The sequence below is a fragment of the Cellulomonas sp. B6 genome (assembly GCF_001462455.1).
Classification (GTDB): Bacteria; Actinomycetota; Actinomycetes; order Actinomycetales; family Cellulomonadaceae; genus Cellulomonas.
Genome location: NZ_LNTD01000129.1, coordinates 1 through 19,526, shown reverse-complemented (window position 1 = coordinate 19,526; position 19,526 = coordinate 1). Strand labels below are relative to the sequence as shown.

Below are 19,526 nucleotides of genomic sequence, written 5' to 3'. Positions count from 1 at the left end.
CCATGGCGATCAGCATCAAGGGCAAGGGCACGACCATCGCCCGTCGCCGCCGCCACCTGCGTCTGCGCAAGAAGGTCGTCGGCACGGCTGCGCGTCCCCGCCTCGTCGTGACCCGCTCCGCGCGTCACATCACGGCCCAGGTCGTCGACGACGCCATCGGCAAGACCGTCGCGTCGGCGTCGACCCTCGAGGCCGACCTGCGCGGCCACGACGGCGACAAGACCGCCAAGGCGAAGAAGGTCGGCGAGCTCGTCGCCGCCCGCGCCAAGGCTGCGGGTGTCGAGGCGGTCGTGTTCGACCGCGGCGGCAACAAGTACCACGGCCGGGTGGCCGCGGTCGCCGACGGCGCCCGTGAGGGTGGTCTGGCCCTGTGACGACGAACTCCGCATCGAAGAAGAGGACTTTCTGATGGCTGCTCCTCAGCGCAGCAACACCGGTGCCGGCGGCACCGGCGGCGACCGCCGGGACGGCGGCCGTCGTGACGGCGGGCGGCGCGGTGACGCCGCCGAGAAGAGCGCGTTCGTCGAGCGCGTCGTGACCATCAACCGTGTCTCCAAGGTCGTCAAGGGCGGCCGCCGGTTCAGCTTCACCGCGCTCGTCGTGGTGGGCGACGGTGACGGCACGGTCGGCGTCGGCTACGGCAAGGCCAAGGAGGTGCCCGCGGCGATCGCCAAGGGTGTCGAGGAGGCGAAGAAGAGCTTCTTCCGCGTCCCCCGCATCCAGGGCACCATCCCTCACCCCGTCCAGGGCGAGAAGGCCGCCGGTGTCGTGTTCCTGCGTCCCGCGTCCCCGGGTACCGGCGTGATCGCCGGTGGTCCGGTGCGTGCGGTGCTCGAGTGCGCCGGCATCCACGACGTGCTCAGCAAGTCGCTCGGGTCGTCCAACGCGATCAACATCGTGCACGCCACGGTCGAGGCCCTGCGCTCCCTCGAGGAGCCCGAGGCCGTCGCCGCCCGTCGTGGGCTGGCTCTCGACCACGTCGCCCCGGCCCCGCTCCTGCGGGCGCAGGCCGAGGGCCGTGCCGCCTCGGCGGCCGCGAAGGCGGGTGCGTGATGGCGCGTCTGAAGGTGACCCAGACCCGGTCCGCCATCGGCGGCAAGCAGAACCAGCGCGACACGCTGCGCACCCTGGGCCTCAAGCGGATCGGCGACGTCGTCGTCAAGGAGGACCGTCCTGAGATCCGCGGCATGGTCAAGACGGTGACGCACCTCGTCGCGGTCGAGGAGGTCGAGTGACCATGGCCGACGACAAGAAGGCCGACGAGAAGGCGACGGAGACCACGGCTGCGGCCGAGAAGAAGGCTCCGGCGAAGAAGGCTCCCGCCAAGCAGGCCACGGCCAAGGCGACCGCCACGACGGAGTCCTCGGCTGCGGCCGAGAAGAAGGCTCCGGCGAAGAAGGCCCCCACCGCTGCCGCGAAGGCGGCGGCCGAGGCCGCCGCGGCGCCCGGTGCGGGTGGCACCCTCAAGGTGCACCACCTGCGTCCGGCCCCCGGCGCCAAGACCGCCAAGACCCGCGTGGGTCGTGGTGAGGCGTCCAAGGGCAAGACCGCGGGCCGTGGCACCAAGGGCACGAAGGCCCGCTACCAGGTGCCGGACCGCTTCGAGGGCGGGCAGATGCCGCTGCACATGCGGCTGCCCAAGCTCCGCGGCTTCAAGAACCCGTTCCGCGTCGAGTACCAGGTCGTCAACCTGGACAAGCTCTCGGCGCTGTACCCGGACGGCGGCGACGTGACGGTCGCCGACCTGGTCGCCAAGGGTGCGGTCCGCAAGGGCCGCCCCGTCAAGGTGCTCGGCACCGGCGAGCTCACGGTCAAGGTGTCCGTCGCGGTGGACGCGTACTCCGCGTCCGCGAAGGACAAGATCGTGGCCGCCGGCGGCAGCGTCGCTCAGGACTGACCTCCTGACGGCGCCCGAGGCGCACAGCACTGCCAGCGGGCGGTCCCGGTTCTCCGGGGCCGCCCGCTGTCTTTCCGGGAGGCGCGTCGTGCCTGGTCGACGCGTACCGGAACGTTTCAGATCGGGTCGGCGGAGCCGCCGGCACGGACTCCGTGCGGGACCGCGTGAGCCGCAGGGTAGGCTTTCCCGGCGGTCCGTCCCGCTCATCGACGGCGACGGGGTCGGTGGACGGCCCACACAGCAGGAGGACGACAGGTGCTCGGTGCATTCGCGAGGGCGTTCAGGACGCCCGACCTGCGGCGCAAGCTGCTCTTCACCATCGGGATCATGGTGGTGTTCCGTGCGGGCTCGTTCCTGCCCACGCCCGGGGTGAGCTACCCGAACGTGCAGGTGTGCATCGACCGCTCGGCCGAGAACGACCTGCTGGGGCTGGTGAACCTGTTCAGCGGCGGGGCGCTGCTGCAGCTGTCGGTCTTCTCGCTCGGGATCATGCCGTACATCACGGCGAGCATCATCATCCAGCTGCTGCGCGTGGTGATCCCCAAGTTCGAGGAGCTCCACAAGGAGGGCCAGGCGGGCACCGCCAAGCTCACCCAGTACACGCGCTACCTCACGATCGGCCTCGCGGTCCTGCAGTCGACGACGATCATCACGTTCGCGCGCAGCGGCAACCTGTTCCAGGGCTGCCCCGTCGACGTGATCCCGGACGACTCGCCGATGACGCTCCTCATCATGGTCATCACCATGACGGCCGGCACCGGCCTGATCATGTGGCTCGGCGAGATGATCACCGAGCGCGGCGTCGGCAACGGCATGTCGCTCCTCATCTTCACGTCGATCGCCGCGTCGTTCCCCGGCGCCATGTGGTCGATCGCGGGCGGCGCCGGCGGCATCGGCAAGTTCCTCGCCGTGATGGGCATCATCGTCCTGGTGATCGCGCTGGTCGTGTTCGTCGAGCAGTCGCAGCGCCGCGTGCCGGTGCAGTACGCCAAGCGCATGGTCGGGCGGCGCATGTACGGCGGGTCGAGCACCTACATCCCGATCAAGATCAACATGGCCGGCGTCATCCCGGTGATCTTCGCGTCGTCGCTGCTCGCCGTGCCGACGCTGATCGCGCAGTTCGGCGACCCGACGGCCGGCTGGGTGCAGTGGATCACGCGCTACGTCGCCGCCCCCGAGGCGCCGCTGCACATCGGCATCTACGTGCTGCTGATCATCTTCTTCTGCTACTTCTACACGGCCATCACGTTCAACCCGGACGAGGTCGCCGACAACATGAAGAAGTACGGCGGCTTCATCCCCGGCATCCGCGCAGGCCGTCCCACGGCCGAGTACCTCGACTACGTGATCACGCGCATCACGGCGCCGGGTTCCATCTACCTCGCGCTCGTGGCGCTGATCCCGACGATCGCCTTCATCGTGCTCGACGTCGGCAGCAACATCCCGTTCGGCGGTGCGTCGATCCTCATCGTCGTCGGCGTCGGGCTCGAGACCGTCAAGCAGATCGAGTCGCAGCTCCAGCAGCGGCACTACGAAGGGTTCCTCCGTTGAGCGCACGTCTGGTCCTGCTCGGCCCCCCCGGAGCCGGCAAGGGAACGCAGGCCGTCCGCCTGGCCGAGCGGCTGGGCGTCCCGGCCATCTCGACCGGCGACATCTTCCGGTCCAACATCAAGAACGGCACCGAGCTCGGCCGTCGCGTGCAGGACATCACGGCGTCCGGCGCTCTCGTGCCGGACGAGCTCACGAACGAGCTCGTGCGCGACCGTCTGGCGCAGGCGGACGCGGTCGACGGGTTCCTGCTGGACGGGTACCCGCGCAACGTCGCCCAGGTCGCGGCGCTCGACGAGATGCTGGCCGCGGCCGGTCAGGCGATCGACCTCGCCCTCGAGCTGACGGTCGACCCCCAGGTCGTGGTCGAGCGGCTGACGAAGCGGGCCGAGATCGAGGGCCGCGCGGACGACACCGAGGACGTCATCCGCCATCGCCTCGACGTCTACGCCGAGCAGACCGCGCCCATCTCGCAGGTCTACGCCGCACGCGGCGTCCTCGCGCAGGTCGACGGGCTGGGCGAGGTCGACGAGGTCACCGAGCGTCTCGTCGCGGCGCTGGCCCCCGTCCTGTCCTGAGGCGGTGCCCGTGTTCGGCCGCGAGAAGATCGAGTACAAGACGCCCGAGCAGGTCGCGATCATGCGCCGAGCGGGGATGGTGGTCGCCGACGCGCTCGAGGCGGTGCGCGGTGCGCTCGCTCCCGGCGTGACGACGGCCGAGCTCGACGCCGTCGCGGAGGACGTCATCCGCTCCGCCGGTGCGACGCCGTCGTTCCTGGGCTACCACGGGTACCCCGCGAGCCTGTGCGTCTCGGTGAACGAGGAGATCGTCCACGGCATCCCGGGCAGCCGCGTCCTGCAGCCGGGCGACGTGGTGTCCGTGGACTGCGGGGCGATCGTCGACGGCTGGCACGGCGACTCGGCGTTCTCGGCGGTCCTGGAGCCGGCCGATCCCGCCGACGTCGCCCTCGTGACCGCCACCGAGGACGCGCTCTGGGCCGGCATCGCGGCGCTCGCGACACCGGGGGGTCGGCTCGGTGCGGTCGGGGAGGCCGTCGAGGACGTGGTCGAGTCGGCGAGCGCGCCCTACGGCATCGTCGAGGACTACGTAGGCCACGGCATCGGCACCGCCATGCACCAGCCGCCCGACGTCCCGAACTACCGCACGAAGGATCGTGGCACCAAGCTGCGCGCCGGCCTGTGCGTCGCCGTCGAGCCGATGCTCGTGCGCGGTGCGGAGGCGAACCACGTGCTCGCCGACGACTGGACGGTCGTGACGGACGACGGCTCCCGGGCCGCGCACTGGGAGCACACCGTCGCGATCCTCGAGGCAGGGATCGTCGTGCTGACCGCGCGTGACGGGGGAGCGGAGCGCCTGCGTGCGCTCGGGGTCGAGATCGCCGCGCTCTGACGTCGACCGTGCGCGGGTGGGGCGGGGCGCCCCGTCGGCCGGTGAGGCCTGCGCCGACCCGCGGCGTCCGGGCGATGCGGCGCAGGGATCCGTGGTCCCGGGGGTCGCGACCCGGCAGGACGGCGGCACCCGTGCGGGACCCGTTCCGGTTCGTCGCCGTGATGGCGTATGATGGTTCGTTGGTTGTGCGTTCCGTGATACCCACCTGTCGGTGGCGGGATCGGTGCCCAGCCGCCCCACGACCGTCGCGCGGCTTCCGGCACGTCCGGAGCCGCTGGCGGCGCGGGGCTCGTCGGCCCGTCGCGAGGCGTGCCTGCAGCACCCGTCAGTACGACAGTTAGCGGAGGACATGGCCAAGAAGGACGGCGTCATCGAGATCGAGGGCAGCGTTGTCGAAGCGCTGCCCAACGCGATGTTCCGTGTGGAGCTCGCGAACGGCCACAAGGTGCTCGCCCACATCTCGGGCAAGATGCGCCAGCACTACATCCGGATCCTCCCCGAGGACCGGGTGGTCGTCGAGCTCAGCCCGTACGACCTGTCCCGCGGGCGCATCGTCTACCGCTACAAGTAACCACCCCCATCGACACGCCGTCTCCCCGGGTCCGCCCGGTGCACGGCGGCGGAGGAACGAGCGATGAAGGTCAAGCCGAGCGTCAAGAAGATCTGCGACAAGTGCAAGGTGATCCGCCGGCACGGTCGCGTCCAGGTGATCTGCGAGAACCTGCGCCACAAGCAGCGCCAGGGCTGAGCAGCCACCTGCACCACCGCCCCTGACCGGGGCAGCAAGCGCACCGCCGCTCCGTGAACGAGACCCCTCGGGGTCGCGACCACGGTGAACCCCCCGCTCGGAGGCTGGGGCCCGCGAGAAGACGCGGGAGGACGGTGCGGCAGACCTCCGAACGCAGTACAGGAGCCACCAGGCACATGGCACGTCTCATCGGCGTCGACCTTCCCCGCGACAAGCGGGTCGAGGTCGCACTCACCTACATCTTCGGGGTCGGTCGCACGCGTGCGCACCAGGCCCTGGCCGCCACCGGCATCAGCCCCGACGTCCGGGTCAAGGACCTCGGCGACACCGAGCTCGTCGCGCTCCGTGACTTCCTCGAGGGCAGCTTCAAGCTCGAGGGCGACCTGCGCCGCGAGATCGCCGCCGACATCCGCCGCAAGGTCGAGATCGGCAGCTACGAGGGTCTGCGTCACCGCCGCGGCCTCCCGGTGCGCGGTCAGCGCACGAAGACCAACGCGCGTACCCGCAAGGGCCCCAAGCGCACCGTCGCCGGCAAGAAGAAGGCCGGGCGCAAGTGACGTCGCGGGCTGGTCGCGCCCGTCGCTGACCGCCCGCCCGTCGGCCCACCGACCCGCAGACCTCGAGAGAAGAAGAGATGCCTCCCAAGTCCCGCACCGCCGTGCGCAAGCCGCGCCGCAAGGAGAAGAAGAACGTCTCCCACGGCCAGGCGCACATCAAGAGCACGTTCAACAACACCATCGTGTCCATCACCGACCCGTCGGGCGCCGTGATCGCCTGGGCGTCGTCCGGTCAGGTGGGCTTCAAGGGCTCGCGCAAGTCGACCCCGTTCGCCGCGCAGCTCGCCGCCGAGGCCGCCGCGCGTCGTGCGCAGGAGCACGGCATGCGCAAGGTCGACGTCTTCGTCAAGGGCCCGGGCTCGGGCCGCGAGACGGCGATCCGCTCGCTGACGGCCGCCGGCCTCGAGGTCGGCTCGATCCAGGACGTCACGCCGCAGGCGCACAACGGCTGCCGTCCGCCGAAGCGTCGCCGCGTCTGACACGCAGCAGGCCGGGACGGTGCGTCCGCGCACCCGTCCCGGCCCTCGCGCGTCCGTCGTCGAGCCGCCCGCGGGCGGTCCGTGACGGCACGTCGGACACCACCCGCACCTTCCGCCCGGACATGCGGACCGAGGCACGTCCAGGCACGTAGCACCTGCGAAAGCGTCATATGGCGGACGCTCGCGGAGAGGAAACCCCACCGTGCTGATCGCACAGCGCCCCACCCTGACCGAAGAGGTCATCTCGGAGCACCGCTCGCGGTTCTCCATCGAGCCGCTCGAGCCCGGCTTCGGCTACACGCTCGGCAACTCCCTGCGCCGGACCCTCCTGTCGTCCATCCCCGGGGCTGCCGTCACGTCGATCCGCATCGACGGCGTGCTGCACGAGTTCTCGACGGTCCCGGGCGTCAAGGAGGACGTCACCGAGGTCATCCTCAACATCAAGAACCTCGTCGTCTCCTCGGAGAACGACGAGCCCGTCGTGATGTACCTGCGCAAGCAGGGCGCGGGTGACGTCACCGGTGCGGACATCGTCCCGCCCGCGGGTGTCGAGGTGCACAACCCCGAGCTCCACCTGGCGACGCTCAACGAGAAGGGCAAGCTCGAGATCGAGCTGACGGTCGAGCGCGGCCGCGGCTACGTCTCGGCGAACCAGAACAAGTCCTTCGACACCGAGATCGGCCGCATCCCGGTCGACTCGATCTACTCGCCGGTCCTCAAGGTGACCTACAAGGTCGAGGCGACGCGTGTCGAGCAGCGCACGGACTTCGACAAGCTCATCGTCGACGTCGAGACCAAGCCGGCGATCAGCCCGCGCGACGCGCTGGCGTCGGCCGGCAAGACGCTCGTCGAGCTGTTCGGCCTGGCGCGCGAGCTCAACGTCGAGGCCGAGGGCATCGAGATCGGCCCGTCGCCGACGGACGCCGCGCTCGCCGCGGACCTCGCGCTGCCGATCGAGGACCTGCAGCTGACGATCCGGTCGTACAACTGCCTCAAGCGCGAGGGCATCCACTCGGTGGGCGAGCTCGTGGCGCGGTCCGAGGCGGACCTGCTGGACATCCGCAACTTCGGTGCGAAGTCGATCACCGAGGTCAAGGAGAAGCTGGCCGAGCTGGGCCTGACGCTCAAGGACAGCCCGCTGGACTTCGACCCCACGGCCGCCGGCGCGTACTACGGGGACGACGAGACCGACTTCGTCGAGGACGAGCAGTACTGACGCAGCCGTTGCCCGGGGCCAGGCGCTGACGCGCCGGCCCCGGGGCGTCGCCCTCACTGAGAACTCAAGGAGTAGAGACCATGCCCACGCCCACCAAGGGCCCCCGTCTCGGTGGCAGCCCGGCGCACGAGCGGCTGATCCTCGCGAACCTCGCGACGCAGCTGTTCGAGCACAAGCGGATCACGACGACCGAGACGAAGGCCAAGCGCCTGCGTCCGCTGGCCGAGCGCCTCATCACGTTCGCCAAGCGCGGTGACCTGCACGCGCGTCGTCGCGTGCTGACCGTCGTCAAGGACAAGGGCGTCGTGCACGCCCTGTTCACGGAGATCGCGCCCGCCGTGGCCGACCGTCAGGGCGGCTACACGCGCATCACCAAGATCGGTCCGCGCAAGGGCGACAACGCCCCCATGGCCGTCATCGAGCTCGTCCTCGAGCCGCTGTCGCCCAAGCAGGCCGTCGTCAAGGAGGCCACGAAGGCCACCGCCAAGGCGGCGCCGAAGGCGGCGAAGCCCGTCGAGGACGCGCCCGTCGAGGACGCGCCCGTCGAGGACGCGCCCGTCGAGGACGCGAAGGCCGACGACAAGGCCTGAGCCACGTCGCACCCCGCAGGGCCCGGACGCCGCACGGTGTCCGGGCCCTGCGTCGTCCTGCCCGGCATCGTCCTGCGCACGCGGTGCCCGGCACACCGTCGCCACGCGGACTAGCGTCGTCCGCATGGCGGAGCGGCAGGTCCCGGTGGTGCTGGTGCACGGCCTGCGCACGTCGCGCACCATGTGGCGCGCCCAGGTCGAGGCGCTCACGGCGACGGGGCGCACGGCCCACGCGGTCGACCTGCCCGGGCACGGTCGTCGCGTCGACGAGACGTTCACGCTCGACGGCGCGGTGGACGCGGTCGTGGACGGCGTCGACGCGGTGGGAGGGCGCGCCGTCGTCGTCGGCCTGTCCCTCGGCGGGTACACCGCGATCGCGCACGCGGCGCGTCACCCGGGTCAGGTGGCGGGGCTGGTCGCGGCCGCGTGCTGCACGGTGCCGCGCGCCGCGGTGGTCCGTGCCTGGGGGCTGGCGGCGGACGCCTTCTTCGCACGCCTGCCGGACCGCGGGGCGGCGATCAACCAGGCGCTCGTGGACCGCGTGCTGCCGCCGCAGGCGGCCGCCGACGTCGCGGCCGGCGGCTTCGCGCTCGACGTCGTGGGCGACGCGATGCGGGCCATGCGGGCGGCGACGCCGATCACGGACCTTGCGCGCGTCGCGGCGCCCGTGCGGCTCGTCAACGGGCGCTGGGACCACTTCCGCGGCGACGAGCGGCGGTTCCTGGCGGCGTGCCGCGACGGGCGCCTCAGCGTCGTGCCGCGAGCGACGCACCTCGTGAGCCTCGTGCAGCCGGTGCGCTTCACACGCGTGCTGCTCGACGTGCTCGACGACGTCGACGCGCGCGAGGCGTCAGCCGTGGGGACCCGCCAGCTCCCAGGCGCGCACGCCGCCGACGATGCCGGCCTGGTTGGGCACGACGACGACGTCGTCCCCGAGCCGGTCGAGCGTGGTCGCCGTGATGCGTCGTGAGTTGCCGCCGCCCAGGTAGAGGCGGTCCCAGCGGAAGACGGGACGGAAGCCCTCGACGACCTTGCGCACCCGGCGCGACCACAGCCCGTCGCCGAGCCGGGCGCGCTCGTGCTCGCCGACGTAGGCGTCGTACGTCGTGCCCCACCGCACCGGGGCGTGCGAGAGCTCGAGGTGCGGGGCGATCCGGCCGCCGTCGAACAGCGCCGACCCCAGGCCCGTCCCGAGCGTGAGGACGAGCTCGAGACCCGTCCCCGACACGACGCCGGCGCCGTGCACCTCCGCGTCGTTGAGCACGAGCGTGGGCAGGCCCAGGCGCCCGGCGAGCAGGGCTCGCACGTCGCACCCCTCCCACGCCGCGAGCAGCTCGGGAACCACCGCCGTGCGGGGCCCGGAGCGCGTCACGTAGTGCGGCGTCGCGACGACCACGCCGTGCCGGATCATGCCGGGAACGCCGACCGTCGCGCGCTGCGCCGGCGGCAGCGCGGCCGCGATCCCCGCGATCGTCTCGGCCAGGCGCTGCGGGGGCAGCGGGTACGGCGTCGGGACGCGCACGGGGGGAGCGTGCAGGGTTCCGGCGGCGTCGAGCACCGACGCCTTGATGCCGCTGCCGCCGCAGTCGACGGCCAGGGTGTAGGGCTCGGCGGGCACGTCACCACGGTAGCCCCACCGCTACCGTGGGCCCGTGACCAGCGTGCCCGCCGACCTCGTCCGCCTGCGCCTGGACCTCGCGTACGACGGCACGGGCTACGCCGGGTGGGCGCGGCAGCCCGGGCTGCGGACCGTGCAGGGCGTGCTCGAGGACGGGCTCGCGACCGTGCTGCGGTCCGCGCCGCGCGGGGACGTGCCACCGCGCGTCACGGTCGCGGGACGCACCGACGCGGGGGTGCATGCGCGGGGCCAGGTCGCGCACGTCGACGTCGTCGCCGACGCGCTCGCTGCGGCGCGCGGACGCTCGGACCGTGCCGACGTCGAGGCGCTGACCACGCGACTGGCCGGCGTGCTGCCGAGCGACCTGGTGGTGCGTGCCGTGACCCGTGCGCCGACAGGCTTCGACGCGCGGTTCTCGGCGCTGCGGCGGCGCTACGCCTACCGCGTGTGCGACGAGCCTGCCGCGCGTGACCCGCTGCGGCGCACCGCGGTGCTGTGGCACCGACGGCCGCTCGACGTCGCCGCGATGGACGCCGCGGCCCGCGCGCTCGTGGGGCGGCACGACTTCGCGGCCTACTGCAAGCCGCGACCCGACGCGACGACGATCCGCACCCTGGAGGAGTTCGCCTGGTCACGACCGGCGGACGGCGCGGACGCGGGTCTCGTCGTCGCGCACGTCCAGGCCGACGCGTTCTGCCACTCCATGGTTCGTGCGCTCGTCGGCGCGAGCCTCGCCGTGGGGGAGGGTCGGCGGGCGGTCACCTGGCCGCGCGACCTGCTCGACGCGCGCCGCCGCGAGGGTGGTGCGACCGTCGTCGCCGCGCACGGACTGACCCTCGAGGAGGTCGGCTACCCGCCCGAGGCCGAGCTCGCGGAGCGCGCCGAGCGCACCCGGGCCCGCCGGGGTGCGCACGAGGTCGACGGTCCGCACGACGCCGCGACCGACGACGACGGCCCGCCGGCGCGCGGCTGCTGCGACTGACGGGGCCCGGAGGTGCGCCGTCGCCGGACGACGCCGTCGCCGGTCGGCGCGGGCACCGAGCGTGCGGGACCGGTCCCCGCGCACGGCGGGGACCGGTCGCGGACCGCTCAGGCCACTCGGCGTGCGCTCAGTACCGTGCGCCCTCGTCGTCGCTCGTGAGGTCGTCGTCGTCATCGGTCGGCGCGGCGCCGACGTAGTCCTCCTCGACCAGGTGGACGGCGGCCTCCTCGGCGGACGCCGCGCCACCGGCGACGCCCGCGTCGATCGCGAACTCGTCGGTGCCGCCGGCCTCGACGGCGTCGTCGTCCTCGACCAGGCGGCCCGCGCGCAGCTCGTCGCGGTGCGGCGGCGGCGGGGCGTCGTCGGCCTCCCAGACCTCGGGCTCCTCCTGCGCGACGCGCTGGTCGAGCGTCTCGCCGCGCGACTCCTCCCACGCGGTCTCGCCGAACCGCGTCGACTGCGGCCGGGGCCGCTCGGGGGGAGTGACGCCCTCGTCGAGCGGGTCGTCGACGCCGCGCTCGACGAGCGTGTCCTCGCCGGGCAGCTGGTCGCTGTCGCCCTCCGAGCCGAGAGCCGGGTCGGTGCTGGTGGCTGGGGTGTCCTCGCTCATGGCACGAGCCAAGCACCGCGGGTCGCGGCCCGCCACAGCAGGGCGGGACGCGGGGGAGGTGCGGCGCCGCGTCGGCCGCGCGCCACGCTGCGGCACCACGGGCGGCGCGGGCTACTCGCCGCGCAGCGCGTCGTCCACGTGCGCGTACGGCCGCAGCACGCGGTCCACGGTCGTGAGCTCGAGGACCGTGCGGACCTGCTCGCCGACCCCGGCGATCCGCAGGTCGCCCTGCGCCGCTCGCGTGGCTCGCAGCCCGCCGACGAGTGCGCCGAGGCCCGAGGAGTCCATGAACGGCACGTCCGTCAGGTCCACGACGACGAGCGGGTGCCCCGCGGTGACGGCGCGGTCGACGGCGGCGCGCACGTCGCCTGCGCCGACCATGGTCAGGCGGCCGGTGATCCGCAGGACCGCCGTGCGGTCGCCCCGCAGCTCCAGGTCGAGGTCCATCACCCGTCTCCTTCCGTGGCTGCCGTGGCCCGGTACCCGCGGTACCGCAGCGCCTGGACGACGACGCCCAGGACGACGAGGTCGTAGCCGACCCACGCGACGTTGACGAGCGTGCCGCTCCACGCGGACAGGCCCAGCGCCGCACGCGCCAGCCCGACGGGCACCGCGACGACCAGCACGACCGTCGCGACGAGCTGCGGCAGCACCCGGCGCCACGCGACGGCGCTGGACCGGCCGTCCTTGCGCGTGACCGCGAACTCGAGCGGCCGGCCCCACCAGACGTTCGCGGCGGCGGTGACGCACGCGCGGATCCAGACCGGGAAGAGCGCGAGAGCGTACTGCTGGCCGCGCCAGGTGGTGAGGCCGCGGGCGACGACGAGGAAGAGCAGCTGGCTCGCGACGAGGAACGGCACGAACCGCGCGAAGAAGTCCGCGCTCCACGCGGTGACCGGCATGACCCCGAAGAAAAGGAACAGGACGGGTGCCACGAGGTAGACGACGGCGGTGAAGCCCGACAGGTAGCTCCACATGGTCGCGGAGTACATGAGGCGCTGGCCCGCCGTGAGCCCCGGCACGCGCAACGGGTTGCGCCGCAGCATCGTCTGGATCGTGCCCTGGGCCCACCGCAGGCGTTGCGTCAGCATCGTCGGGAGGTCCTCGGGGGCGAGGCCGTGCGCGAGCGTCTCGTGGTGGTAGACCGTGCGCCACCCCAGCGCGTGCAGCGCCATGGCGGTCGCCATGTCCTCCGTGACCGACACGGTCGCGACGGGCTGCACCGCCTGTGCCTCGTCGTGGCGGTCGACGTCGACGGCGCGCAGCAGGTCGCGCACGGACTCCAGCGCGCCGAGGGGTGACCAGTCGCGGGCCGCGAGCCGCGTGAGCACGGACTCGTCCAGCGGCAGCGTGCCGTCGGCGTCGCGCAGGTCGGCGATCTGCGCGAGGTCGGCCCGCATCCGCGCGACGTCCGCGTCGACGAGCGTGCCCGACGCGGCGTCGACCGCGCGCTGGAACTCGTAGGTGACGGGGCCGAGCGGGTCACCCGTGTCGAGGCGCCGCAGCGCGTGGGTCGCCGCGCCGCGCACGCTCGTCAGGGCCTCGGCGACGGTCGGGTCGGCGGCCCCGCGGGCGGCGCGGGCCAGGACGGTGCGCGCGGTGCGCAGCGCGCGGCGGACAGCGAGCCGGGACGCGTCGACGTACCCGACGAGGCCCAGCTGCATGAGCGCGTCACGGCGCAGGACGGCGTTCGAGCCGCAGAAGAAGGCCGCGTTCCAGCCGTCCTTGCCCTGCATGATCGGTCCGTAGAAGAGCGGCGCCTGGCTCCCGAGCGGGTCCTCGACCGGCACGTTGTCGAAGACCTGCGGCGTCTGGACGATCGCGACGCGCGGGTCGTCGAAGTACCCCACCGTCCGGTCGAGGATCGCGGGGTCGGGCACCTGGTCCGCGTCGAGCACCAGCACGAGCTCGCCGTCCGTCGCGAGGAGGGCGTTGTTGAGGTTGCCGGCCTTGGCGTGGCGCGGGCGACCCTCCCAGTCGGGTGAGCGCACGACGTAGCCGATGCCGGCAGCGAGCGCGGCGTCCCGCAGCGCGGGGCGTGCGCCGTCGTCGAGGACCCAGGTGGTGTGCGGGTACCGGATCCGCTGCGCGGCCAGCGCCGTGCGCATGACGAGGTCGACCGGCTCGTCGTAGGTGGTGATGAGCACGTCCACGGTCGTGCCCGGCGCGGGCGGCGGCGGCGCCGGGCGCTCGCGGGCTCGCCACATCGTCACGCCGAACAGCGTCACGTCGATCAGGGAGTAGGTCTCGGCGACCACCAGCGGCACCGCGATCCACCACGCGGCGAGGTTGAGCGACGCGGACCATCGCCAGCCGACGTACGTCCAGCCCAGTGCGAGCGTGAGGGCGACCAGGACGCGGATCGTGAGCAGTCGTGACACGTGTGAACCCCCTGCGTCCGACCGTAGCGGTCGACCACGTGGGGCGCCCGGCGCGACGGGGCGACCCGGGGCGGCCGGCCGCAATCAGGTACACCGGTGCGTGGGCGGCGGGCGACACTGGGCGCATGGGTCATCTGGACGTCGGTGGTGTCGGGTACACGCTCCCGGACGGCAGGCCGCTGCTGTCGGACGTGACGTTCCGGGTGGCGGACGGCGCGCGGGTCGCGCTCGTGGGGCCCAACGGCGTCGGCAAGTCGACGCTGCTGCGGATCGTGACGGGTGACCTCGTGCCGCACGAGGGCTCGGTGCAGCGCAGCGGCGGCCTGGGCGTCATGCGGCAGGACGTCGGGCGGATCGACGACGACCGCAGCGTGCGTGACCTGCTCGCCGACCTCGCGGCACCCGCCGTCCGGGCGGCGGCGGCGGAGCTGACGGCGGCCGAGCTCGCGATGATGGAGGTCGACGACGAGCCCACCCAGCTGCGCTACGCGCAGGCGCTCGCCGACTGGGCCGACGTCGGCGGCTACGAGGCCGAGGCCGGCTGGGACCGTGTGACCGACGCGGTGCTCTCGATCCCGTTCGAGCGCGCCCAGCACCGGTACCTGCGCACCCTGTCCGGCGGCGAGCAGAAGCGGCTCGCGCTCGAGGCGCTGCTACGGGGCCCGGACGAGGTGCTGCTGCTCGACGAGCCCGACAACGCGCTCGACGTGCCGACCAAGCGGTGGCTCGAGGAGCGTCTGGTCGCCAGCGGCAAGACCGTGCTGTTCGTCAGCCACGACCGCGAGCTGCTCGCCCGGGTCGCGACGCACGTCGCGACCCTCGAGCCGACGGCCGTCGGCGCGCGCGTGTGGGTGCACGGCGGCGGGTTCGCGACCTACGCGCAGGCGCGGACCGACCGGCAGGCGCGGCTCGAGGAGCTGCTGCGGCGGTGGGAGGAGGAGCACGCCAAGCTGCGCGACCTCGTGCTGACGCTCAAGACCAAGGCGGCGTTCAACGACGGACTGGCCTCGCGCTACCAGGCCGCGCAGACGCGGCTGCGCAAGTTCGAGGAGGCCGGCCCGCCCGAGGTCGTGGCGCGCGAGCAGCACGTGCGCGTGCGTCTCGCGGGCGGGCGCACCGCCAAGCGCGCCGTGGTCGCCACGGGGCTCGAGCTGACGGGTCTCATGCGGCCGTTCGACCTCGAGGTCTGGTACGGCGAGCGGGTGGCGGTCCTGGGGTCCAACGGCTCGGGCAAGTCGCACTTCCTGCGGCTGCTGGCCGCGGGTGGCTCGGACCCCGAGCACGCACCCGCCGGCGACGTCCCGGTCGACCCGGTGGCACACACCGGGGCGGTCGTGCTGGGCGCGCGCGTGCGACCGGGCTGGTTCGCGCAGAACCACGCGCACCCCGAGCTGGTCGGGCGCACGCTGCTCGAGATCCTGCACCGCGGCGACGGCCACCGGGCGGGCCTGGGGCGTGAGGCCGCGAGCCGCGCGCTGGACCGGTACGAGCTGGTCGACTCGGCCGAGCAGCCGTACGAGACGCTCTCGGGCGGGCAGCAGGCGCGCCTGCAGATCCTGCTCCTCGAGCTCGGGGGAGCGACCCTGCTGCTGCTCGACGAGCCGACGGACAACCTCGACCTGCACTCGGCCGAGGCGCTCGAGGCGGGGCTCGCGGCGTTCGACGGCACGGTCCTCGCGGTCACGCACGACCGGTGGTTCACGCGCACGTTCGACCGGTTCCTGGTGTTCTCGTCGGACGGCACCGTGGTGGAGACGCCCGAGCCGGTGTGGGACGCGGGGCGCGTGCAGCGCGTGCGCTGACGCGTGCCCGCGGGCGACGCCGCGGGCCTCCGGTGCGGCTGTCATGAGACGCGGCTCACGAGTTTTGCCCTCCGTCGGGCGTGCCGGTACTCTGTTGTGTCGTTGTGCGTCCCCTGTCGCGCACCGGTGGCTTCTCACCACCGGGTGCCGATGGCCGTCCTGGTGCGATCCCACTCGCCGGGCGGGATGCTCCGGCAGCCATCCTCGGCCGGTCACCAGCGTGCGACCGACCAACGACACGCATCACGAGACAGAGGCACACCGTGCGCACGTACACCCCGAAGCCCGGCGACGTCGAGCGGAACTGGTACGTCATCGACGCGACCGACGTCGTGCTCGGCCGTCTTGCCAGCCACGTGGCCACGCTCCTGCGCGGCAAGCACAAGGCGACCTTCGCCCCCCACGTCGACGGCGGTGACTTCGTCATCGTCATCAACGCGGGCAAGGTCGCGCTGACCGGCAACAAGCGTGAGACCAAGCTCGCCTACCGCCACTCGGGCTACCCGGGCGGTCTGCGGGCGACCCGCTACGTCGACCTCCTCGAGAAGCACCCCGAGCGTGCGATCGAGAAGGCCGTCCGCGGCATGCTGCCCCACACGACCCTCGGTCGTCAGCAGCTGAGCAAGCTCAAGGTCTACGCCGGCCCCGAGCACCCGCACGCGGCCCAGCAGCCGACGCCGTTCGAGCTGACCCAGGTGGCGCAGTAAGCCTTCGGCTGCTGCGGCAGAGAAACCAGAACGCGAGGATCCCGTGGCTCAGACCACCGTCGAGACCGAGTACGAGGGCGACGACACGCCCACCAGCTACACCTCCGAGACCGCTGCCCCCGTCGGCCGTGGCCAGTCCCTGACGGCACCGGGCCAGGCGCTCGGTCGCCGCAAGGAGGCCGTCGCCCGCGTCCGCCTGGTGCCCGGCACCGGCCAGTGGAAGATCAACGGCCGCACCCTCGAGGACTACTTCCCGAACAAGGTGCATCAGCAGCTCGTCAACTCGCCGCTGAAGACCGTGGACGTCGAGGGTCGCTTCGACGTCGTCGCGCGCATCACCGGTGGTGGCGTCTCCGGCCAGGCCGGTGCGCTGCGCCTGGGCATCGCCCGCGCGCTCAACGCGATCGACGCCGAGAACAACCGCCCGGCCCTCAAGAAGGCCGGCTTCCTCACGCGTGACGCGCGTGTGGTCGAGCGCAAGAAGGCGGGTCTCAAGAAGGCCCGCAAGGCGCCGCAGTACTCGAAGCGCTGACCCAGCGCCTCGGCCCGATGGCCCCGGCCGGTCGACAGACCGCCGGGGCCATCGGCATGCCCAGGGACGTCGCGGCGGCACCCGCCGGCGGCGCAGGACGAACGATGCGACGGTCGGCGGCAGCACCGCGCCCGTCGGGCGAAGGAGTCGGGTGATGGGTCGGCTGTTCGGCACGGACGGCGTGCGGGGTCTCGCGAACCGCGACGTCACGGCGGAGGTGGCGCTGGACGTGTCCGTCGCCGCGGCGCACGTCCTGGGGTCGCGTGGTGCGTTCGAGGGTCACCGACCCCGCGCGGTCATCGGTCGCGACCCGCGCGCGTCCGGCGAGTTCCTCTCCGCGGCGGTCGCCGCCGGTCTCGCGTCCGCGGGCGTCGACGTCGACAACGTCGGCGTCCTGCCGACGCCCGCCGTCGCGTACCTCACGGCGGCCCGGGGCGTGGACCTGGGCGTCGTGCTCTCTGCGTCCCACAACGCCATGCCCGACAACGGCATCAAGTTCCTGGCCAGCGGAGGCCACAAGCTCGACGACGAGGTCGAGGCCGCCATCGAGGCGCGCCTCGGCGAGGAGTGGGAGCGCCCGGTGGGTGCGGCCGTCGGTCGCATCCGGATGGACGTCAGCCTCGCCGGGCAGCAGTACGTCGACCACCTCGTGGCCACGATCGGCGTGCGGCTCGAGGGTCTGCGCATCGTCGTCGACTGCGCGAACGGCGCGGCCTCCGAGGTGGGGCCGGCCGCGCTGCGCGAGGCGGGAGCCGACGTCGTCGTCATCAACGCGTCCCCCGACGGCCGCAACATCAACGAGGCGTGCGGCTCGACGCACCCCGAGCAGCTGCAGGCCGCCGTGGTCGCCGCGCACGCCGACCTCGGGGTGGCGTTCGACGGCGACGCCGACCGCTGCCTCGCGGTCGACGCGAACGGCGTGCTCGTCGACGGCGACCAGATCATGGGCGTCCTCGCGATCGCGCTGCACGAGCGGGGCGAGCTCCCGCACGACACGCTCGTCACGACGGTCATGAGCAACCTCGGGCTCCGGCTCGCGATGCGCGACGCGGGGATCGAGACCGTCGTGACCTCGGTCGGCGACCGGTACGTGCTCGAGGCGATGCGAGCGGGCGGTTACGGCCTGGGCGGCGAGCAGTCGGGCCACATCATCCTCGCCGAGCACGCGACGACCGGTGACGGCCTGCTCACGGCGCTGCAGCTCGCGGCGCGCGTCGTCGAGACCGGGCGCACGCTCGCCGAGCTCGCGGCTGTCGTGCGGCGGCTGCCCCAGACGCTCGTCAACGTGCCGGGCGTGGACCGGACGCGCACGGACGACGTCGTCCTGGTGGAGGCGGTCGCGGCGGCCGAGAAGACGCTCGGGGAGACCGGCCGGGTGCTGCTGCGCCCGTCGGGCACCGAGCCGCTCGTGCGGGTCATGGTCGAGGCCGCGACGCAGGACGAGGCGGACGAGACGGCGCACGACCTCGCGGCCGTCGTCCGCGAGCGTCTCTCGTTGTAGGCCCGGCATGACGACGGGTGCGGTCGGCGCGTCCGACGTGGACCGCTGGGTGCGCGAGCACGTGCGCCGGCTCCTGGACGCGGTGCGGGCGGCGGGCCCCGACGCGATCGCCCCCATCGTCCAGGCCGGCCACCCGGTGCTGCGGTCGGTCGCCGTGCCGTTCGACGGCCAGGTGGACGACGACGAGCTGCGCGAGCTCCTGGCGGTCATGCACCGCACGATGCGTGCGGCGCCCGGTGTCGGCCTCGCGGCTCCGCAGATCGGGCTCCCGCTCGCCGTCGCGGTCGTCGAGGACCCCGGCCCGGGCGACGACGACATCGCCCGCGTGCGCGAGCGCCCCGCGGTCCCGTACCGCGTGCTCGTCAACCCGCGGTACGCGGCCGCGGGGGACGACGTGGTCGCGTTCTACGAGGGCTGCCTCAGCGTCGAGGGGTACCAGGCCGTCGTCGCCCGTCCCCGCAGCGTGCGGCTCACGGGTCACGACGAGCACGGCGCCGCGTTCGACGAGGTCGTCACGGGGTGGCCAGCGCGCATCGTGCAGCACGAGACGGACCACCTGGGCGGCACGCTCTACGTCGATCGTGCCGAGCTGCGCTCCCTGTCCGCGACGGACGCCTGGGGTGCACACTGGGGGGTGGAGCCCGTGCCGCGCGCCGCGGCGCGAGCGCTCGGGTTCGCGCTCCCGGGGACGGCCCCGGGCGCCGCGCCCGGAGCCTGAGCGGCGCACGTCACCGCGCGACGACGCACGTCACCGCGCGGCACCGCACCGTGCGGCACGGACGCCGCACGGTCGAGCACCTCCGCCGCCTCCGCCCTACGACGGACCCGCCGCCGGGGCGACCGGTCCCCGGGTCGGAGATCGTGGCACCTCAGGGCTGATTCGGGGGGTTTCCCGATGTCCGTCGGCGGTGAGCGGGCCTAGCGTGATGGTGTCGCCCCACCCGGGGG

24 protein-coding genes are annotated in these 19,526 nt (G+C 73.2%); 20 read left to right on the top strand and 4 right to left on the bottom strand.

Annotated features, from left to right (window positions below):
* Window positions 1-2 precede the first annotated feature (2 nt).
* The 14 genes from rplR to ATM99_RS12115 all read left to right on the top strand — a co-directional run bounded on the left by rplR (window position 3) and on the right by ATM99_RS12115 (window position 9,415).
* Window positions 3-374 carry a 50S ribosomal protein L18 gene (rplR, locus tag ATM99_RS12180; RefSeq protein ID WP_062103174.1) on the top strand — a complete coding sequence of 124 codons (372 nt, stop codon included), beginning with the start codon at window positions 3-5 and terminating at the stop codon, window positions 372-374.
* 34 nt (window positions 375-408) lie between these two features.
* The gene (gene rpsE, locus ATM99_RS12175) at window positions 409-1,053 is read left to right on the top strand and encodes a 30S ribosomal protein S5 (protein WP_062103173.1); all 645 of its coding nucleotides are present in this window, start codon (window positions 409-411) and stop codon (window positions 1,051-1,053) included.
* Window positions 1,053-1,235 (top strand): 50S ribosomal protein L30, encoded by a 183-nt coding sequence (gene rpmD, locus ATM99_RS12170; RefSeq protein WP_013117860.1) that lies wholly within the window; start codon window positions 1,053-1,055, stop codon window positions 1,233-1,235. The genes rpsE and rpmD overlap by 1 nt, the downstream gene beginning before the upstream one ends.
* A 2-nt stretch (window positions 1,236-1,237) precedes the next feature.
* Window positions 1,238-1,897: a 50S ribosomal protein L15 gene (gene rplO / locus ATM99_RS12165; RefSeq protein ID WP_082659669.1), complete on the top strand. Its 660-nt coding sequence runs from the start codon at window positions 1,238-1,240 to the stop codon at window positions 1,895-1,897.
* Between the two features lie 255 nt (window positions 1,898-2,152).
* Window positions 2,153-3,448, top strand: coding sequence for a preprotein translocase subunit SecY (gene secY, locus ATM99_RS12160; RefSeq protein WP_062103172.1), 1,296 nt, complete (start codon window positions 2,153-2,155; stop codon window positions 3,446-3,448).
* Window positions 3,445-4,023, top strand: a complete 579-nt coding sequence (locus ATM99_RS12155) for an adenylate kinase (RefSeq protein ID WP_062103171.1) — start codon at window positions 3,445-3,447, stop codon at window positions 4,021-4,023. The genes secY and ATM99_RS12155 overlap by 4 nt, the downstream gene beginning before the upstream one ends.
* 10 nt (window positions 4,024-4,033) lie before the next feature.
* The gene (gene map / locus ATM99_RS12150; protein WP_062103208.1) at window positions 4,034-4,855 is read left to right on the top strand and encodes a type I methionyl aminopeptidase; all 822 of its coding nucleotides are present in this window, start codon (window positions 4,034-4,036) and stop codon (window positions 4,853-4,855) included.
* Window positions 4,856-5,204: 349 nt separating this feature from the next.
* Window positions 5,205-5,426: a translation initiation factor IF-1 gene (infA, locus tag ATM99_RS12145; RefSeq protein WP_012867920.1), complete on the top strand. Its 222-nt coding sequence runs from the start codon at window positions 5,205-5,207 to the stop codon at window positions 5,424-5,426.
* A gap of 63 nt (window positions 5,427-5,489) precedes the next feature.
* Window positions 5,490-5,603, top strand: coding sequence for a 50S ribosomal protein L36 (gene rpmJ / locus ATM99_RS12140; protein WP_013117849.1), 114 nt, complete (start codon window positions 5,490-5,492; stop codon window positions 5,601-5,603).
* Window positions 5,604-5,779: 176 nt separating this feature from the next.
* A complete protein-coding gene (gene rpsM / locus ATM99_RS12135; RefSeq protein WP_046528974.1) occupies window positions 5,780-6,160 on the top strand; it encodes a 30S ribosomal protein S13 in 381 nt (126 codons plus the stop codon).
* A 77-nt stretch (window positions 6,161-6,237) separates the two neighbouring features.
* Window positions 6,238-6,639, top strand: coding sequence for a 30S ribosomal protein S11 (gene rpsK, locus ATM99_RS12130; protein ID WP_046528973.1), 402 nt, complete (start codon window positions 6,238-6,240; stop codon window positions 6,637-6,639).
* 202 nt (window positions 6,640-6,841) lie between these two features.
* A complete protein-coding gene (locus ATM99_RS12125; RefSeq protein WP_062103170.1) occupies window positions 6,842-7,855 on the top strand; it encodes a DNA-directed RNA polymerase subunit alpha in 1,014 nt (337 codons plus the stop codon).
* Window positions 7,856-7,935: 80 nt separating this feature from the next.
* Window positions 7,936-8,445 (top strand): 50S ribosomal protein L17, encoded by a 510-nt coding sequence (gene rplQ, locus ATM99_RS12120; RefSeq protein ID WP_062103169.1) that lies wholly within the window; start codon window positions 7,936-7,938, stop codon window positions 8,443-8,445.
* A gap of 124 nt (window positions 8,446-8,569) precedes the next feature.
* The gene (locus ATM99_RS12115; RefSeq protein WP_082659667.1) at window positions 8,570-9,415 is read left to right on the top strand and encodes an alpha/beta fold hydrolase; all 846 of its coding nucleotides are present in this window, start codon (window positions 8,570-8,572) and stop codon (window positions 9,413-9,415) included.
* Here the strand turns inward: ATM99_RS12115 and ATM99_RS12110 are convergent.
* Complete coding sequence (locus ATM99_RS12110; RefSeq protein ID WP_062103168.1) at window positions 9,296-10,063, bottom strand: ROK family protein; 768 nt, start codon at window positions 10,061-10,063, stop codon at window positions 9,296-9,298. The genes ATM99_RS12115 and ATM99_RS12110 overlap by 120 nt on opposite strands.
* Before the next feature lie 34 nt (window positions 10,064-10,097).
* Here ATM99_RS12110 and truA point away from each other — a divergent pair, with 34 nt between their 5' ends.
* The gene (gene truA / locus ATM99_RS12105) at window positions 10,098-11,045 is read left to right on the top strand and encodes a tRNA pseudouridine(38-40) synthase TruA (RefSeq protein ID WP_062103167.1); all 948 of its coding nucleotides are present in this window, start codon (window positions 10,098-10,100) and stop codon (window positions 11,043-11,045) included.
* A 127-nt stretch (window positions 11,046-11,172) separates the two neighbouring features.
* On the opposite strand, the gene ATM99_RS12100 is transcribed toward truA, so the two are convergent.
* From ATM99_RS12100 to ATM99_RS12090, 3 genes are all read right to left on the bottom strand, one after another.
* Window positions 11,173-11,655, bottom strand: a complete 483-nt coding sequence (locus ATM99_RS12100; protein WP_062103166.1) for a DUF5709 domain-containing protein — start codon at window positions 11,653-11,655, stop codon at window positions 11,173-11,175.
* Window positions 11,656-11,766: 111 nt separating this feature from the next.
* The gene (locus ATM99_RS12095; protein WP_062103165.1) at window positions 11,767-12,102 is read right to left on the bottom strand and encodes an STAS domain-containing protein; all 336 of its coding nucleotides are present in this window, start codon (window positions 12,100-12,102) and stop codon (window positions 11,767-11,769) included.
* Window positions 12,102-14,036, bottom strand: a complete 1,935-nt coding sequence (locus tag ATM99_RS12090; protein WP_062103164.1) for a glycosyltransferase family 2 protein — start codon at window positions 14,034-14,036, stop codon at window positions 12,102-12,104. Before ATM99_RS12090 ends, ATM99_RS12095 begins: the two co-directional genes overlap by 1 nt.
* 125 nt (window positions 14,037-14,161) lie before the next feature.
* On the opposite strand from ATM99_RS12090, the gene ATM99_RS12085 reads away from it, so the two are divergent.
* The 5 genes from ATM99_RS12085 to ATM99_RS12065 all read left to right on the top strand — a co-directional run bounded on the left by ATM99_RS12085 (window position 14,162) and on the right by ATM99_RS12065 (window position 19,296).
* Entirely contained in the window at window positions 14,162-15,838 is a 1,677-nt protein-coding gene (locus ATM99_RS12085) for an ABC-F family ATP-binding cassette domain-containing protein (protein ID WP_062103163.1), read from the top strand.
* A 263-nt stretch (window positions 15,839-16,101) separates the two neighbouring features.
* Window positions 16,102-16,545, top strand: coding sequence for a 50S ribosomal protein L13 (gene rplM / locus ATM99_RS12080; RefSeq protein WP_062103162.1), 444 nt, complete (start codon window positions 16,102-16,104; stop codon window positions 16,543-16,545).
* A 43-nt stretch (window positions 16,546-16,588) separates the two neighbouring features.
* Window positions 16,589-17,077 (top strand): 30S ribosomal protein S9, encoded by a 489-nt coding sequence (rpsI, locus tag ATM99_RS12075; RefSeq protein WP_062103161.1) that lies wholly within the window; start codon window positions 16,589-16,591, stop codon window positions 17,075-17,077.
* A gap of 154 nt (window positions 17,078-17,231) precedes the next feature.
* The gene (gene glmM, locus ATM99_RS12070) at window positions 17,232-18,578 is read left to right on the top strand and encodes a phosphoglucosamine mutase (RefSeq protein WP_062103160.1); all 1,347 of its coding nucleotides are present in this window, start codon (window positions 17,232-17,234) and stop codon (window positions 18,576-18,578) included.
* A 7-nt stretch (window positions 18,579-18,585) separates the two neighbouring features.
* Entirely contained in the window at window positions 18,586-19,296 is a 711-nt protein-coding gene (locus ATM99_RS12065) for a peptide deformylase (protein ID WP_062103159.1), read from the top strand.
* The last annotated feature ends 230 nt before the right edge of the window (window positions 19,297-19,526 follow it).